17 protein-coding genes are annotated in these 17,215 nt (G+C 40.9%); 2 read left to right on the forward strand and 15 right to left on the reverse strand.

What is annotated here, in order from left to right; translation table 11 throughout:
- Positions 1-9: 9 nt before the first annotated feature.
- From HC000_RS02730 to dapA, 15 genes are all read right to left on the reverse strand, one after another.
- Positions 10-1,305 carry an NAD(P)/FAD-dependent oxidoreductase gene (locus HC000_RS02730; protein ID WP_179806908.1) on the reverse strand — a complete coding sequence of 432 codons (1,296 nt, stop codon included), beginning with the start codon at positions 1,303-1,305 and terminating at the stop codon, positions 10-12.
- 1 nt (position 1,306) lies between these two features.
- Positions 1,307-3,568 (reverse strand): transporter, encoded by a 2,262-nt coding sequence (locus HC000_RS02735; protein ID WP_179806909.1) that lies wholly within the window; start codon positions 3,566-3,568, stop codon positions 1,307-1,309.
- Between the two features lie 40 nt (positions 3,569-3,608).
- Positions 3,609-4,148: an outer membrane lipoprotein carrier protein LolA gene (locus HC000_RS02740; RefSeq protein ID WP_179806910.1), complete on the reverse strand. Its 540-nt coding sequence runs from the start codon at positions 4,146-4,148 to the stop codon at positions 3,609-3,611.
- A gap of 21 nt (positions 4,149-4,169) precedes the next feature.
- Positions 4,170-4,598, reverse strand: a complete 429-nt coding sequence (locus HC000_RS02745; protein WP_179806911.1) for an acyl-CoA thioesterase — start codon at positions 4,596-4,598, stop codon at positions 4,170-4,172.
- Positions 4,591-6,135, reverse strand: coding sequence for an aromatic amino acid ammonia-lyase (locus HC000_RS02750; protein ID WP_179806912.1), 1,545 nt, complete (start codon positions 6,133-6,135; stop codon positions 4,591-4,593). Before HC000_RS02750 ends, HC000_RS02745 begins: the two co-directional genes overlap by 8 nt.
- Before the next feature lie 2 nt (positions 6,136-6,137).
- Complete coding sequence (locus HC000_RS02755; protein ID WP_179806913.1) at positions 6,138-7,097, reverse strand: acyltransferase; 960 nt, start codon at positions 7,095-7,097, stop codon at positions 6,138-6,140.
- A complete protein-coding gene (locus HC000_RS02760) occupies positions 7,087-7,836 on the reverse strand; it encodes a glycosyltransferase family 2 protein (RefSeq protein WP_011330024.1) in 750 nt (249 codons plus the stop codon). Before HC000_RS02760 ends, HC000_RS02755 begins: the two co-directional genes overlap by 11 nt.
- Positions 7,837-8,196: a thioester dehydrase gene (locus HC000_RS02765; protein ID WP_086995810.1), complete on the reverse strand. Its 360-nt coding sequence runs from the start codon at positions 8,194-8,196 to the stop codon at positions 7,837-7,839.
- Positions 8,180-9,559, reverse strand: coding sequence for an AMP-binding protein (locus tag HC000_RS02770; RefSeq protein WP_179806914.1), 1,380 nt, complete (start codon positions 9,557-9,559; stop codon positions 8,180-8,182). The genes HC000_RS02765 and HC000_RS02770 overlap by 17 nt, the downstream gene beginning before the upstream one ends.
- Complete coding sequence (locus tag HC000_RS02775) at positions 9,552-10,118, reverse strand: hypothetical protein (protein WP_086995804.1); 567 nt, start codon at positions 10,116-10,118, stop codon at positions 9,552-9,554. Before HC000_RS02775 ends, HC000_RS02770 begins: the two co-directional genes overlap by 8 nt.
- Positions 10,119-10,122: 4 nt before the next feature.
- The gene (locus HC000_RS02780) at positions 10,123-10,368 is read right to left on the reverse strand and encodes an acyl carrier protein (RefSeq protein WP_011330020.1); all 246 of its coding nucleotides are present in this window, start codon (positions 10,366-10,368) and stop codon (positions 10,123-10,125) included.
- Between the two features lie 25 nt (positions 10,369-10,393).
- Entirely contained in the window at positions 10,394-10,651 is a 258-nt protein-coding gene (locus HC000_RS02785) for a phosphopantetheine-binding protein (protein ID WP_011330019.1), read from the reverse strand.
- On the reverse strand, positions 10,648-11,433 hold the full coding sequence (locus tag HC000_RS02790) for a lysophospholipid acyltransferase family protein (protein ID WP_089369240.1): 786 nt from the start codon (positions 11,431-11,433) through the stop codon (positions 10,648-10,650). Before HC000_RS02790 ends, HC000_RS02785 begins: the two co-directional genes overlap by 4 nt.
- A complete protein-coding gene (locus HC000_RS02795) occupies positions 11,426-12,139 on the reverse strand; it encodes a beta-ketoacyl synthase chain length factor (RefSeq protein ID WP_086995798.1) in 714 nt (237 codons plus the stop codon). The genes HC000_RS02790 and HC000_RS02795 overlap by 8 nt, the downstream gene beginning before the upstream one ends.
- A gap of 117 nt (positions 12,140-12,256) precedes the next feature.
- Positions 12,257-13,174, reverse strand: coding sequence for a 4-hydroxy-tetrahydrodipicolinate synthase (gene dapA / locus HC000_RS02800; protein ID WP_011330016.1), 918 nt, complete (start codon positions 13,172-13,174; stop codon positions 12,257-12,259).
- A gap of 172 nt (positions 13,175-13,346) precedes the next feature.
- Between dapA and HC000_RS02805 the strand changes: the two genes are divergently transcribed.
- Together HC000_RS02805 and uvrA are read left to right on the forward strand one after the other, a co-directional pair.
- Positions 13,347-14,000, forward strand: a complete 654-nt coding sequence (locus HC000_RS02805) for a DUF6058 family natural product biosynthesis protein (protein ID WP_089369237.1) — start codon at positions 13,347-13,349, stop codon at positions 13,998-14,000.
- 133 nt (positions 14,001-14,133) lie between these two features.
- Positions 14,134-16,698 carry an excinuclease ABC subunit UvrA gene (uvrA, locus tag HC000_RS02810; RefSeq protein ID WP_179806915.1) on the forward strand — a complete coding sequence of 855 codons (2,565 nt, stop codon included), beginning with the start codon at positions 14,134-14,136 and terminating at the stop codon, positions 16,696-16,698.
- Positions 16,699-17,215: the final 517 nt, after the last annotated feature.

Genomic DNA, 17,215 nt, shown 5'->3' on the forward strand with positions numbered 1-17,215 from the left:
TTCAACATATTAGGTTCGGCACAGCTGAGCTAGCACATTTAAGCGGCGCTCACTTTGTGCAACAAATGGGTTACTCGTGTCCCATGCGTATCCGGCTAAAATTGCACTGATCATTTCTCGCACTTGTTTGTTTTGCTCTGTATGAAATATTACGTCTTGAAAGCGCGTATCGTACCAGCCTGTAACAAAAGTTCTAAAACAGTTAACTCCCGCTTGTAGCGGTTTTGCATAATGCTGCTCAAAGTCAATCGTCTCACCTTTTAAATACTGATCGACCAAAGGTGCAATTAAACTTGCTGATTTAAGCGCAATGGTTACTCCTGATGAAAACACCGGATCTAAAAACTCTCCCGCATTGCCTAATAGCGCAAAGTGCTGTCCATACAGCTTACTCACATTAGAGGAGTAGCCTGTTATGCTACGAGCTGGCCCAATTAATTCGCGTTTAGCTAGCAGTGCTTTTAAATGTGGATCTTGCTCTAAAAAGCGATTTAACATCACCTCTGCTTCGTCGTCATTAAAACGCTCAGACTCTGCTACAACACCTATACTTGCGGTGCCATCACTAAAGGGAATTAGCCAATACCATATATCTCGGTGCTCTGGGTGTACGGTAATAAGGATTTTATTACGATCAAAATTTTCATCGCTAATATTATCTACAAAGTGGCTAAAATAAGCACTGCGTACCGGAAAGTTAGAAGGTAACTCTAAGTTTAGTAATTTAGGTAATACTCGGCCAAAGCCGCTGGCATCTAACACAAAGCGTGCTTGAACTTGGTAAGGCAGCTGCTGCGCGTCGTGTACTAATAAGGTTGCACCACCATTTTTATCGGTACTATCTTTATTGGTATTACCTTTATCGGAACTGTTTTCAAAAACATCAGTAACCTTGTAGTCTTTAACACTGTGCTGATAACGAATAACAGCCCCTTGCAGCTGTGCATTATCGGCTAGTAATTTATCAAACAGCCCTCTTTTCACTTGATAAGTAGTACCTGGCCCTGGTGATGATTTTTCGGTAAAATTAATAGCGGTATTTTCACCCGCTCGATGAAACGCAGCGCCGTTTTTAAACTGAAACCCCAAACTAGCAGCGTGTTCATGCAATGGAGCGACTAAATTAGCGTCGGCCAAATACTCCATACATTGCGGTAACAAGCTCTCACCTATAGTAAAGCGCGGAAAAATCTGTTGCTCAAGCACTAATACTCGCCAGCCTTTTTGCACTAAAAGGCTACTTGCAAGTGCGCCAGAGGGGCCCGCACCAATTACAACAACATCAAACTGCTCAGGGTTATTCACTTTATCCTTCCTTTTGCGAGGGTAATACACTCAGCGGCGATAAAATATATACCGCTAAAATCCCTACCATTACGGTAAGTCCAAAACTAAAAATAGCAGGGGTGCTTGAGGCACTTAACATACCAAACACCCACATAGAAGACGCTGCAGATAAACTAATTGCCAATATATTTTTTGGCTGTAACTTATTTATTTGATAAAAAACAAGGTAGTCAATAGCTAAGGCTACCACTAGCAACGCGCCCAACATATTAAATAACGACAGGCTGCCTTGAATTGCATTACACACCCACAGCATGCTAACAACCACTAATAACAAGCTTAACAGTTGTAAAGTGGCAATTTTTACGCCAAAACGCCAACTAAAAAGTAACCAACTAATGGCCCCTGCAAGCATTAAACTTAACAATAAGTATGCTCGGTAATCGCTTAATAACGCACTAATTTGCTGCGGTTTATTATATAGCAATAAGCCATCATCTTTTAAAAGCACGGCGCTTAAGCTCTGTGTATTAATATTGGTAATTGTCATCCAGGTTATGGCTTGCTGCGGCTCAACATGCATTTGCGCTAACAATAAGGGTTTAAATTCGCTATTTAATAATGTGTTATAGGTAATAAATTGCGCGGGGCCGCTACTTAATTGCCGCCCAGTTAATTGCTCGGTGAGTGCAAACACACCACTTTTTTTAGCTTGATTAAACACCGCTAAATTATTTTTTTGCTGCTCAATACTAGGCAGCCATCGGTTAATGGCATTGTGTTTAATATGCGGGTTACTCGCGGTTAAATCGCTAACTAACCGCTGTTGTTTTTGTAACACGTGTTGTGCATTGTCGCCAATAATAAATACTATATGGCTGCGCCATTGATCCAGTAAAGTTAAGTGTTTTTTTTCACTTGCCATTAGCTGCTCAGAGCTGGCATTAAGCAATCTAATATCATCATTAAACTCAATCGGTTTTAATATCAATAAGCTTGCAAGCACTATACTTAGCGCAATAAACAGTGGTTTTTTTATTTTATTACAGTACAAAAACACCCGCGTTATTTTTTTACTGAGTAATAAACTTGATGTCGATACACGCAGTGTTTGCTGCCAAAATGGTAAAATTAACACAGTAAACAACCATGCACTAAATAAGCCAGCTATAACAAACACAGCCACTTGCGCTAATAAGGTTAACGGTGCACCTAATAAGCAGCTGTAGCCTAATGCGGTCGTAATAAAAGAGAGTAATAACGCTGATTTCACCCCTTTGCTATAGCCGTTAGAAGAGGCTTGCTGTGCAGTTCCATTTGCTACTTTAGCTAAGTCGGTCATGCCATGAAAGGCGTAATCAATAGCAATGCCTATTAAGGTTACGGCAAATACCAAGGTTAATAAATGTATGCTGTTAAACACCAATAGCATAACAATCGCACCGCCCATTAATGCACTAAGCACAGTAAAGCTCGCTAATAAAATACCGCTAATCGCTCTAAATACCCAAAACACCATAACCATCAGTGCCATTAGGCTAATACCACCAAACAAACTCATTTCGTATTTTGCTTGTTGGGCATTTTCAGCCGTATGAAACAGCACCCCTGAATAGGAAATAGTGGTATTTGGGTGCGCTTTACTTAGGGTGTTTATTTGCGTTTTAATTTTAGCAGCTAAGCTAATTGCATTATTAATGCTCAAGTTTGGCTCTGGCAGTGTGGCAAAAAGCATTGCATATTCAACCCCCTCATACTGGCGAGTGAGGCGGTTTTGTTTAATAGTAAAAACTTGGCTTTGGCTTAAGTTTTCGCTAATAAAGCCAGCTAAACTTAAACTAATATCAGTACTTAATGTAGCACTAACAAATGGCGATCCTAACTGATTTAATTGCTGCAGGTAAAACTGCTCAAAGCTGGCTTTGTCTGCTATTTTTTGCTTATAGAGCTTACTTAATAGTGCATATTTATAAGGCGCAAATGTGGTTGTTAAAGCGTTTATAGAGGGAAAATTAAATGTGCTTGTTATACCTTGCTGCTCAAGCCAATTGTTAAATTCATCGTGGGCGTTATTTTTTTGCTCACCAGCAAATGAAAACACCACACGGTCGGCATTTTTTTCAAAAAACAGCTGTTCGCCATAAGCTAATTGAGAATGCGATTTTGGCAGCAAACTAAACATATCAGCACTAAATGTAGGTTTAGTCAGCCAAAATATACTGGTCAAAAGCAAAATAAAACCACTAAACCAAATAAAAACAATGCCAATTCGTTTTTTCAATCCACTATTCCATTAATTAACTATTTAAACGATTGAGCCGTTAAGGCTGCTCAGGGTAACTAAACTTAATAGTTGTTTTACTACCTGAATGCTCATAAAGGATGATGCTGTGTACCGTTTTATCACTTTCACACAAAGTAAAGTGGCTAAATAATTGCTGTAACAACGCTTCTTTTGGGGTTAGTTGCAGGCAATTGTTTTGCGCTTTTATACTAAAACGTGTTGCGAGGGCGCTCATATCTACACTGAGTAAGTCAGTTAAAAGCCCTACAAACTGCTCACTGCCTGGCTGTGGTACAAACTCCCCTTTAGCATTTTCAACCAATACCTGGCCATTTTCTACAATCAATGCGCTTTTTACCGGTTGTTCTACTTGCCATACTAGCTTTTGGGCATTTAGAGAAAACACCCCAGAGGAGACGAACGGCGATGCAAAACCAGCAAGTTGTTTATATTGTTTAAACTCACCCGTTACTGTATCAGCCTTTAATGTGGTATTTACCTGCGATGCCGTGTTTGCTTGCAATGCACTACAAAATAGCAGCAATACGCTGGTTATAAATAATTTAAACATTGTCATTCCTTCTCCTTTAATTGCCAGCTACTTTAAAAAAGGGGCTAGTTTTTCATAAAGTATTGGGGGTGAAACAAATTGCATTTCTTTGGAGCTAATTTCTACCGCCACTTGTGTAGTGGACGCCTTGGTAATGCGCTTATTACTGATTGCATCGGTAATAATATAATCAATACGTAAGCGGTTTTCATACTCTTTTAAATACGCTGCCACTTTAATTTTTTGTGTAAATACAGCTGATGCTACGTATTTAATTTGCATATCAACAATGGGCCACGCAAATCCAGAGTCTTTCATTTGCAGGTAGTCGTAGTCAAATATTCTGAGTAACTCACAACGAGCAATTTCTAAATAGCGTGGGTAATTACCATGCCACACTACATTCATTGGATCGCAATCATGAAAAGGGATTTCTATTTCTACGCTGTGCGAAAGTAATGCGCCTTTATTATTCATAAAGCGCCCAGCGTTTGCTTTGAATATAGCTAATAGTTTGTCTTAGCACCGCTTCCATTGGTCTGTCTTCGGTCAGGTTTTCAAAGTAACCAGTTATATCGCTATACATATGCTGCATATCGTCAGTTAAACTCGTAAATTCTAATTCGCCCTGTTTAATTCGCAGCCTTAACCCTTGAATAGCGGCTAATAAGGTACTGGCCATCACTTGCTCGGTAAGCTTTAAAATACGTAAACAATCGCGCGAGGCTATGGTACCCATACTTACTTTGTCTTGATTGTGACACTCGGTAGAGCGCGAAAATACACTGGCAGGCATAGTTAATTTTAATGCCTCAGCAGTATAAGCACTGGCACCAATTTGTACCGCTTTAAAACCATGATTTATATAACGACGCTCAGGGGCACTGTCTGATAAATTAGACGCCAAGCCATTGTTATATTTTGTATCAACCAAGGAGGCTATTTGTCGATCGGCTAAATCAGCTAAGTTAGCTACTGCGGTTTTCATGCTGTCCATTGCCATGGCAATGTGGCCGCCATAAAAATGCCCGCCGTGCAGTACATGCTCCCCTTCGCCATCAATAATTGGGTTGTCGTTGGCTGAGTTTAATTCGTTTTCGATCATTTGCCTAAAAAACGGTAAGCTGTCTTGCAGCACACCAATAACATGCGGTGCACAGCGAATTGAGTAGCGATCTTGCAGGCGGTCGGCATTACGTGGATGGTCGTGATGATTTAAATCATCTCTGATCCAACGTGCTATTTGCTGCTGCCCTGGGTGAGGTTTTACCGAGAATAAAATTTCATCAAAATGATGGCTATTTCCTTTGAGCGCTAAGCTAGCAATGGCGGTAATACGACTGGCTAATTTGGCTAAATAATTGGCTCTGTCGAAGGCTAAGCAGGCTAATGCGGTCATTACCGCGGTGCCATTCATTATTGCAAGGCCTTCTTTTGGGCGCAGCACGAGCGGCGTTAAGCCAACTTCTTGCATTACCGCTAAGCTATTACGTACGGTGTCTTTATAATATACGTCGCGCTCGCCTATCATAGCACCAGCAACATAAGATAATGGCGTTAAGTCGCCACTGGCACCTACCGATCCCTCTTGAGGAATAACCGGTACAATATCGTGATTTAAGTAGTCGCGCAGTAAATTTAGCATTTCCCAGCTAATACCCGAGTAGCCTTGCGATAAAGACGTAAGCCGCGTGGCTAAAATTGCTCGTCCTTGTACTTTATTAAATACGTCGCCTAGTCCACATCCATGAAATCGCGTTAAATGTAGGGGGAGTTCATCTACTAAATTTAATGGTACTGCTACGGTTACTGAGTCGCCATAACCAGTCGTTACACCGTAAATAACGCCATCTTCTTTTAATAATGTATCTAAAAAACTCAGCGCACTATTAATTTTGCTACTAAATTCGCTGCAACCACTAATTTGCACTTGGGTATGGTTATGTGCAATATCAACAATGTTTTCGATTGATAATCGCTGCTGACCAAAAAGCTGTGTGTTTTGAACTGGCACTTCTATTTCTCCTTTGCTTGATCGCGGGCGACTTGCTGATCATTTTGCCAAAAATCGTAAAAATTAAACCATTGATAAGGATATTGCGCAGCATAGTGACCCAAACGCTGCGCATAGTCTGTAATAACTTGGTTTAAAATTGCCTGTCGTTGGGTGCGTGGCATTTTTAAGCTGTTGCTGTATTGCTCAAATATTACGTGGTACTTACTGCTTTGTTGATCTTTTAAACAAAACAAAAAATAAACTGGGCAATCAAGTAATGCCGCTAAAATAAAAGGTCCTTGAGAAAACGGGGCTGGCTTGTCTAAAAAAGGCACTTGTACAGAGCGCGCGGCAGTGGTGGTACTGGTGCGATCGCCAACAATAACAATAATTTCGCCTTGCTCAATTTTTTCTTTCAATAAAATAGCTAAACCTGGGCCTAAGTCAGTTACTTGAATTAAGTTAACCGCTACGTCGGGATTAATTTTCTTCAGCATTTTATTAAATTCAACTGCATGGTGAGTAAACACCAGCACGTTAATAACTTTGCCACTGCGATGTTGGCTAAGCGCTCGGCACACTTCTAAATTACCCAAATGCGAGCCAATAAAAATAGCCCCTTGGCGTTGCTCATTTAATTGGCTAAATAAATGCTCGTTGGTATATTCAATATCACTTAAGCTAATACGCCCAAGCCAACCATCTATTTTATCAAAGGCGCTGTCGGCAAAACTACAAAAGTGCTTTAGTTGCTGTCTAAGTGTCACGCTTTGCCCAGTGCCGGTGTACAAATTAACTTGCTGTAAAAACTGTTTTGAAGCAGCACGGGCAACCCTACCAGTAATAAAGAGATACACCACCACAGGAAACAAAATTAGCCACAGCCCTTTGCGACCCAGTATTTTATGTGTAAATAGCAGAGTTTGAATGCCTAAATAATTACCGCGCTCTTGCATTTTAGACCAATGTTTAACGGCCATAACGTCTCTTTAATTTGTGTGCTATAAGCCAAGGCGAGCGCACTAACATACCAAAAAATAATCGCGTATGTAGCCAAGATATACGCACGTTGTCGTGCAATGGCTGAAAGTGAGAAAGCCCATTCTCTGGATAGATCACTTGGCTAGGTAAAAATATAAACGGCACATTACGCCAATATAAACGCACTAATATTTCAGGATCAAAGTCCATCCGCTTGCCCAGCTTAACTTCTTTTAACAGTTTTTCGCAGGCTCCCAGCGGATACACTCTAAAGCCACACATAGAGTCAACAATTTCAAAACTAAGGGTTTCAATCCATACCCACACATGAGTTAAGTACCGTGCTAAATAGCGATGCTTAGGCACTGAAGCGTCGTATATTGGGCAACAGCTTACTAATGCCTGTGGATTGGCGTTTGACAGGCGCAAAAGCTGCGCTAAATCGGCCAAGTTATGTTGGCCGTCGGCATCAACTTGAATAGCATGGGAATACCCTTGCTGATACGCATAATGCAAACCGCTTTGTACCGCCCCACCTTTACCTTGGTTGTGCTCATGGGTAACAATGGTAAGTAACGGGTGCTGCTGTGTAAGTGCAGAAAACACTGCTTTAGCTGCCTCATTACTTGCATCATCTACCATAATAATTGGTAAGTTATATTCAGCTAGGCTGGTTAATACCGCCGCTATCACTGAGGTATGATTGTAGTTTGGAATCACAATACAAAACTTATTCATTTAAGCAACACTTTCAAAAACAATCCGCCCAGACGCATGTTGCCCCTTAGCCGAGCGATAAGAAAACACATACTTATTAAGCGCTTTTTGCTCTATGGCTAATACCATAGTAAGGCCCGGCGTAATCACCACCTGAAACTTTAGCACTTCGACATTCTTTACCGCTAATTGAATATTATACTGCTTACAAATTGCAGCAACCGCCCAATCTAGCTGCACTACGCCTGCTAAAATAGGGCCGTCTTTAAAATGGCCATTAAAGTAATCTAAATCCTTGGGCACAAATAAACTTAATTGATAACCTTGCTCGGTTTGCTCACATTTAAGTAGTTGCGGCTGCGTTTTAATCAACTTTGTCAAAAAGGTGCTCCAATGCTTTTAAGTTTAATTTAGCTTGGCTGTTATAAGGTAACTGCTCTATAAAACGCCACTTTTTAGGCGTACAAATGCGCTCAAAACGCGTTAGTGCATGCTCTTTTAAAAGCTTATTAGTGGCTAATTTACTTTCACTTTGTAAATGTTTTACCCCTTGCTGGCTAAGCACAACTACCGCACCTATTACTTGCCTTGCCCCAGGTAATACAATTACTTTAACGTCGTTTACCCACTCACTGCTTGCTAGGTGGTGTTCTAGTTCATCCAAACTGAGGCGTTTTTCTTCTAATTTTATGATTCGGTCTAATCGACCAAGCAGTTTAAATTGACCACTTTTAAGCACCAAACCTCTATCGTCAAGCGGGTAATCTTTGTGGTTCACTAACGGTGAATTTAAAAGGAGTCTATCGTTTGTGCCAACACTCATTTTTATACCTGAAAACGGCTGCCACGAGCTCACGTTTTCAAGCGAGGTAACTTGTCGATACGCTATACCACCGGTTTCGGTACTGCCAAACACTTGTGTTATTGGTTTATTTAACTGACTGAATAGCGATACTGCATCTTCGTTTGCCAGCGGCCCACCAGATGAAAATATCCATTGTAAGTGAGATTTTTGTTCAATTAATACGTTGTCTGCGCGTAATCGTTTTAGCTGTGCGGGGCTAGAAATTAACACCACTTGTTTAGCGCCCTTGAGCTTGGCGGCTATATGCTCTGGGTAGTGCAGTAAATCGGTATCAACGACATGTCCGGTACTAAGTGGCCATAACAACCTAAATAGCAGCCCGTAAATATGCTGATGCGATACGCTAGCAATAAACATTGGCATACATTTTAACGCATAACTGCTTGATAAAATGCTCAGCTCTTTGTTAATTGTTTGCCACGACTTTACAATTGGCTTAGCTTTACCTGTTGATCCCGAGGTGTAAAACACCAAGTTCCCTTCTTTGGGCCAAACAAGTTGTGCTAAAGGAAAAAAGCCAGGCTGTTCAGGCAAGTTTTCTATATTGATAAAGTCAATACCCAGTGGTTCAACAAGCTCTGAGTCACCTAAAAAAAAAGGCGTTTGCTGTAGTAAGGCTTTGAGTGTTTCGGGTTGACCATTAGGTGGCAGTATAACCGTGCAACCGCGCAAGGTGAGTGCCATTAAACTCACCGCAAACTTATAAGTGTTAGTGCTATATAACACCACAGATGTGGGCGCTGTGGCCGGTGAATACTTAGCTAATAGCCGATTAACATCGCTAACAAACTGGCGTTGTGTCACTGCCTTATTTTCATGATTAAAGCACACACTAACATTATTACTTTGAAATACTTTACTTTGAAAGGTACTAAACACGCGCTTTCCTTTTTACTTTTAGCCTGACTAGCCACTCTAAGGCAAACAACACGCCCATAGCTACATAAGCAATCACACCATTATAAAAAGCCCACACTGCCAAACTAGCAAACAGGCTGGTATATAAGGCAATACCACCATTAACTATAAAAAAAACGCACCACAACTGAGTTACTTTTTTAGTGTATTGCACACCTTGCTCATCGAGCTCAGGCTCAGTGATGCGGGCAAAGGTTTCTATTATTGATGGCCCTTTATAAAGTGAGTAGCTAAACACGAGCAACATCACAGTGTTAATAATCACCGGGTATAAACGTAAACCCACATCACTGTCGAACACTTTTGACAATACGATTGCTATCACAGCTAAAAATGTCGCTGGCTTTAACCACGGCATTTTGTCAAATAATGCTTTGCTTAACCACAAGCGTAGTGCAAGCAAAAATAATAATACGATCGATAGCAGTTGGCTATTAAACTGCGTCAGGCCCACATACACAATAACTGGGTAGCAGGCCAAACAAAGCATAATAAGGGTGGTTAACAAGGCTTTAAGCATTTATTTAGTTAACGAGCTTTTCTATTTCGCTAACTACATTTTGCACAGTACGTACTTGCTTAAATGCATCAGGATCAATTTTTTTACCGGTGATTTCTCTTAGTTTTACTACCAAGTCAACAGCGTCAATGCTGTCTAAATCAAGGTCTTGATATAAGTTGGCGTCTAGGTTTATGTCGGCTGGGTCTATCTCAAAATCGTTTTCTAAAATGCCGTGTAATACATCATAAATTTCAGCAGCGGTTTTCATTGTTATTCCTATATATTTTTATAATTTAAGAACGTGCTTGTTCTATAAAGTGTGCTAAAGAATTCACCGAGGCAAAGTGCGCTTTTGTTTGCTCTGAATTGGCATCTATTTTCACATCAAATTGTTTTTTTATTGCCAAACCAAGTTCTAGTGCATCTATGCTATCGAGCCCTAAACCATCAACAAATAATGCTTCATCATCAGCAATGTCTGCAGTTGTCATATCTTCTAGATCAAGGCTGGATATAATTAATTGTTTAATTTGTACTTTTAATTCAGTCATAAATTGCTCAGTTCTTCTGTAAAATAATGTTGTAAGCTGTTAGTTAAATGCCGAGATTGTATAGCGGGTGTGTCACTAACATAAGGCAGGTTACTGTTAAACTGCTTGCTGGCCAGCTGCAAGCTAAAGTGCGCTTGATAAGGCGCTACTTTATACCAAGGTGTACCCTTGGTTAAGGTATTAGGCTGCATTTTTATTAATACTGTAGCGATTGGCACATTACATCTAAGTGCTATATTGGCCGCTCCTCGTTTAAACTTAAGTGCAGTATGGGGCTGTGAACGTGTGCCTTCAGGAAAAACTATTAAGTTATTTCCTTTGCTTATACTGCGCTCACATTCACGTAATAAACCTTCTGGATCTTCGTTACTTATATAACCAGTACTTTTAATTACACCGCGCATAAAGGGGTTTTTAAATAAATGGGCTTTTACTACGCAATCTGCATTTTTAATCACAGATATAAGCACAACCACATCAATTAAAGAGGGGTGATTGGCAAGTACTAATTTTCCGTTTAAATTAGCAAGCTGGGTTTTGTCTTTAATATTAAAACGAATAACGCCTGTGTAATGCATTAATCCAACAAAAAATTTAAAACAGTAATGTACTGTCGCTCTTGCTCTGTTTTTACGGGTGTTTACATCTGCTTCTAATACGTTTTGCAGCGGAAAAACCACTAATGTCAGTACTAAACCACCTATGCCAAACACGCTAAAACAAACACCGGTTGCAAGCACACGCCAACAAAGCCCTGTTATTTTTATAATGTGTTTAATCATGGTAGGTAAGTTGCCAATGATGAGCCAATGTAGTGTGGGTTAATATCGCACTTTTTTTATCGTGTAGGGCTTTAGCACCTTGCAGGCTCATTGGTAAGTTACTATTTTTTGCAGCAGGGTTAAGTACTTTATTTAAACTAAAGCACGGCTCATTTGCTTGAGCAAGGCGCACTATCATAGCAATGGAATGAGTAATTTGTAGCTCGTCAGCAAATTGGTTATATATATCGGGGAGGATTTCATCGCTATGGACTACTAACATGTACGGCTCATTGCTATCAACAAGGCGAATGTAGGCCTCTACAATTGCACACATAAAACTCTCAGCCCCTGCTGCAATAGCATTCATTGCACAGGTATTACTTTTTATAATACTAAAAAGTCCGGCTGCGGCATTATGCACACTCAGGCCAAAACCTGTGGGCGATAATGGTTGCTGATTAACTATATCAACTAATAAATTGGCTGTTTTATGAAAGTCCCCGTGGCGCGATGAGAACACCGCCGATAAATTAGTATACTGATCAGCGCTACTTACTTGCTGAGCACTGTGTAATACCATTTTGCTAAAACGAGTCATACGCCGGCGTTGCATAGGTGCAACCCAATCAAGCGTTATAGGCGAGTTATCATACCAATGATCGCTTTCTATTTGTCGCTGTTCTGGCTGGATCCATGTAGCGAGTTGTTCAACAACAAATTTCACAAATATACATATTTAGTTAATGATAGGACGCAGGATCTTACATTTTTTAACAAAAAAAGTAAAATAAACAATAAAAAAAGCCAGCGCTGAATTTTCATTCAGCGCTGGCTAATAATTCTATGATATTAAAAAGAATTCTTGTTCATTTATGCAGCGAGCATGGCCACCAACAACATCACTTGCGCTTAGCTGATTAATCAACTTTTCACCTTGCTGTTGCTGCGCGTCGTTAAGGGGTAAATATGGTAATCTAAATACCGGTTTAACTGCCTCAGTCATCATAAGTGCAGTATTAATCGCAATTGGGTTTGGCTCGCAAAACAACCAATTTATTAATGGTTGTAATGACGTATTTAGCGCAGCATTTGGCGCGTCCATTAACTGGCGAAACAATTCTGGCATAAGATTAGAGCTGACCGAAATAACCCCATGTGCGCCATGAGTATGACGAGCATCGTGGCTTTCATCATCATTACCCGACCAACACGCTATGCCTTGCTTCTCATAATGAGCTATACGTTCGTTACCACCACACTCTTTAACACCAATAAAATGCTCGTGCTTTGCTAGTGGTTCAATAATATCAGGCGTTAAATCTTGCCCTGTACGCCCCGCTACGTTGTAAATAAATGCAGGGCCAATATCAAGAACACGCTTTAAATGCTCTTTTACACCTGCAATAGAGGTGCGCCCATAATAAGGGTTAATTTGCAACGCAGCATCCATACCACTGGCAAAACCATATTTAGTGGCTTTAATCGCTTCTCGGGTATTATTACTGCCCGTGTTGCCTACAATTACTAGCTTACTGCTAAACTTATTTACGCTATGGGCTATGAGCATTAAGTGCTCTTCCCAGTTCATTAACTGGCCTTCGCCGGTAGTGCCGCCCACAACGATACCATCAACCCCAGCTGCTATTTGTAACTCGACAAGGCGATCGTATGTTGCAAGGTCAATTTCGCCACTCGATAAATAAGGTGTTTTAATTGCTGTAATAAGACTTGCTTGTTTAATTTGTTCTAGGCTGCGCATAAAAAATCATTCTTTATAAAACTTGCGCTATTTGTACCATATTTATGTGTGCTTTTGCAGCTGTAAACGCATATTTTGTAATAAAATGGCTTGTAATATTAAGTTTGATAATACAAAATGAACAGCTGTATATATAAACAGTGTTTGTATTTTTAATATTAGGCGAGCTTTTATGCGTTTATCTCAGTACTTAACAACCCATTTTTATCATACCGACGAGCTATGCCAGGCACTCAATATTGATGCAGATAAGCTTGAGCATTGGCAACAGCAAAGTGTATTTCCTAAGCCTAGTTATTGTATTAAAAACCAACTAAGTTGTAGCTCATATTCGGGTTTATACGAATGCGAAGAGTACGACGATTATTACCCGCGAGGTTGTGTAAACTGGGGGCAAGGGCTAATAAAACAAAAAATTGATTCATCCAGCCAGGCATTTAATTACTTTGCCCGGCAATATACCGCCAGCTTAACTAAACTTGCTCAGCAAGGGTTTGAATTTAACGAAGAACTATTTGGTTGCGAAATAGAAGAGCATGTACAACAAGTATGGCAGCAATTTTTATGCAGCAAATATGGCGTGCTTACTCAAAATGGCTTAATAGACGAAATAGTGGCTGTTGATATAGGCCGCCTGGTGGTTGATGACATAACCGAATTACGCAGTAAAGCGGGGTTAGATCAAGATGAGCGTGCAAAACTGCACCCCGCTATAAAATTACTAAACCGAGCTTTGAGCCATGGTGCCGATCACGAAAAGCAACACACACTTAGAACCCGCTATATAGATACCCTTATTTTAAAATACGATTTGTCGATAAAGTAATAATACAAACTAGATAAACTAAAATGCAGGTTTGAAGTATAAATGCAGGTACGTTAAGGTAAACAAGCTAGACTAACAACGCCAAACTAAATCAAAAATTGAAAAGCACGATATAATCCGGAGCAGCAATTTTATGAGCAGTACCAGCAAAAACGCAACACAGTCTGTCAACCACACGCCTCAACAGCAAACACACAGCATTTCCAATGCACCTGAGCACTGTATTCAGGTCCGAGGCGCGCGGGTTCACAATTTAAAAAATGTTGATGTAGACTTACCCCGCAATACACTCATCGTTTTTACTGGTATATCGGGTTCTGGAAAATCATCTCTTGCTTTTGGCACCTTGTTTGCCGAGTCACAACGCCGCTATCTCGATTCAGTATCGCCTTACGCGCGAAGATTAATTGACCAAGTAGATGAGCCCGATGTAGATGACATAAACGGCCTACCTCCTGCAGTAGCACTGCAACAACAACGAGGCACCCCATCGGTTCGCTCATCTGTGGGAAGTGTAACTACTATTTCTAATACCCTGCGAATGCTCTACTCTCGTGCAGGCGACTACCCTAGCGGTCAAAATATACTCTACGCCGACGCCTTTTCACCTAACACCCCACAAGGTGCCTGCACCTTGTGTCATGGTATTGGCCGAGTGTTTGCAGTAACTGAAAAGTTACTTGTACCTGATGATACAAAAACAATTCGCGAGCGCGCCATAGCTGCATGGCCACCTGCGTGGCAAGGACAAAACCTCAGCCGTATACTTGTATCTCTTGGTTATGACATTGATACACCATGGAAATTACTCCCTAAAAAAACCCGCGATTGGATTCTATTTACCGACGAAACTCCCGTTGTACCTGTTTATCCGCAATATAGCAAAGAGCAAACTCGCAACGCCATTGAAAAAAATGAGAAGCCGAGTTACATGGGTACATACTCAAGTGCTAAACGTTTTATTTTGCACTCTTTTGCTACCACGCAAAGCCCGCGAACTAAAAAACGTGTATCACAGTTTATGCAAATTTCGGAATGCCCTGATTGCAAAGGTAAAAAATTAAAACAGCAATCCTTGTCGGTCAAGTTTACAGGCCTTGATATTGGTGAGTTATCGCAATTAACACTAACAGAGCTAGCACTGCGATTACGTGATATTGCTAACATAAAGCCAACCCAAAATGCGCCCAATAGAGAAAAAGCAATTGTAGCTCAGCGAATTGCCAGCGACATTTTGGCCCGAGTAGAGGCACTCACAACGCTTGGCTTAGGGTATCTGTCGTTGCAACGTACCACACCTACTTTATCTGCAGGCGAACTGCAACGTTTACGACTAGCAACCCAAATTCGTTCACAACTGTTTGGTGTGGTTTATGTTTTAGATGAACCCTCGGCAGGACTACATCCAGCAGATACCCAAGCATTGCTTGGGGCGCTTGATCAACTCATTGCAGCTGGTAACTCTGTATTTGTTGTAGAACACGATGTTAACGTGATTAAACATGCCGATTGGATTGTTGATGTTGGTCCAGATGCTGGTACGCATGGCGGTGAAGTGATTTACAGCGGCCCTATTAGTGGTTTACAAGGCGTTGCTAAATCTCATACCGCTCGATTTTTATTTACTGCAGACGCGATAACCAAACACACTTGCAGACAACCTCAAGCCTGGCTAAAGCTCGCAGCAATTGAGCGTAATAACTTACAAAAATTAGATGTTGAATTTCCATTGGGCGTAATGACAACCGTTACCGGCGTTTCTGGTTCGGGTAAATCAAGCCTCATTAGTCAAGCTTTAGTAGATCTGGTCTATGATGCGTTAGGACAAAAAGCTACTTTAGAGAGCCCAACTGACGAAGCCGAGTTATTAGAGCAAGAACTAGAAATTCCCACTGGCGGGCAAATTACAGATGGCATGCAGCACGTAAAACGTCTAGTAAATGTAGACCAAAAGGCAATCGGGCGTACACCCAGATCAAACCTCGCCACCTATACTGGCTTATTTGATCACGTCCGCAAATTATTTGCATCCACTAACAAGTCTAAAGCTCGACGCTACGATATGGGCCGCTTTTCGTTCAACGTTAAAAAAGGCCGCTGTGCTAATTGTGAGGGTGTGGGGTTTGTTAGTGTTGAGCTGTTATTTTTGCCAAGTGTTTATTCACCGTGCCAAGTATGCCAAGGCCAGCGTTATAACGAGCAAACACTTGAAGTGTATTATCGCGATAAAAACATTGCTCAAGTACTCGATTTAACGGTTGAATCTGCACATCAATTTTTTATAGATGAACCACAAATATCGCGAGCTTTGGACACTTTGTTACAAGTAGGCCTAGGATATTTACGCCTCGGCCAGCCAGCAACCGAGTTATCTGGCGGCGAAGCCCAGCGTATTAAACTTGCAACCGAATTACAGCGCATACAACGCGGTGATACTCTTTATGTACTTGATGAGCCTACTACCGGCCTGCATCCAGCTGATATAGCAATGCTGATGGTGCAATTAAATAAGCTTGTAGATGCAGGTAATACCGTTATTATGGTCGAACATGATATGCAGGTTGCCAGTAATAGCGATTGGGTTATCGACATGGGCCCCAGTGCGGGTGATCATGGCGGACAAATTGTTGCTCAAGGCTCCCCTGCACAGGTCGCAAAGTCAAAAGCCAGCCAAACAGCTCCCTTTTTATTAACCTAAAATACAGCTATAACAATACTGTTAAACACTCGACATAAGTAAATAACTTAGTGGGCCAGCAGTATAAAGTCAAAATTCGTTTTGCCAATTTATACGTTTTATATTTAAAAAGTGCATGTAACCCGAATCAAACACAAAATAACATAAGCTTTTGTTAATTAATGATTTTATTGATTATTACTCTAGGGTCTGTTGACCTTTGCGGATTAAAGTTTGTTCAAACTAGGGGCGATTTAATCACGGCGTGAGGTTTGTAACCTAGTGGGCTAAGTAAAAACCGAGCAACAAAGAGTTAATCGCCCCTAGGCAGAACCCTTCGGGCAGCGCATATTTGGCATTGATGCTACGTTATCGCCTATTTATGGGGAATAACCACACCACATAGGCTCTGCCTTGCCTAAATACCAAACACACTGCTGCAATTTTAATCCGCAAAGGTCAACAGATGTATGGACTCCCACTTCCATCAGAAGTAACGTAATAAGTGTTCAAACTTTTACTAAGGAGCCCATACATG

This window comes from Pseudoalteromonas sp. MIP2626 (genome assembly GCF_013414205.1).
Lineage (GTDB): Bacteria > Pseudomonadota > Gammaproteobacteria > Enterobacterales > Alteromonadaceae > Pseudoalteromonas > Pseudoalteromonas nigrifaciens.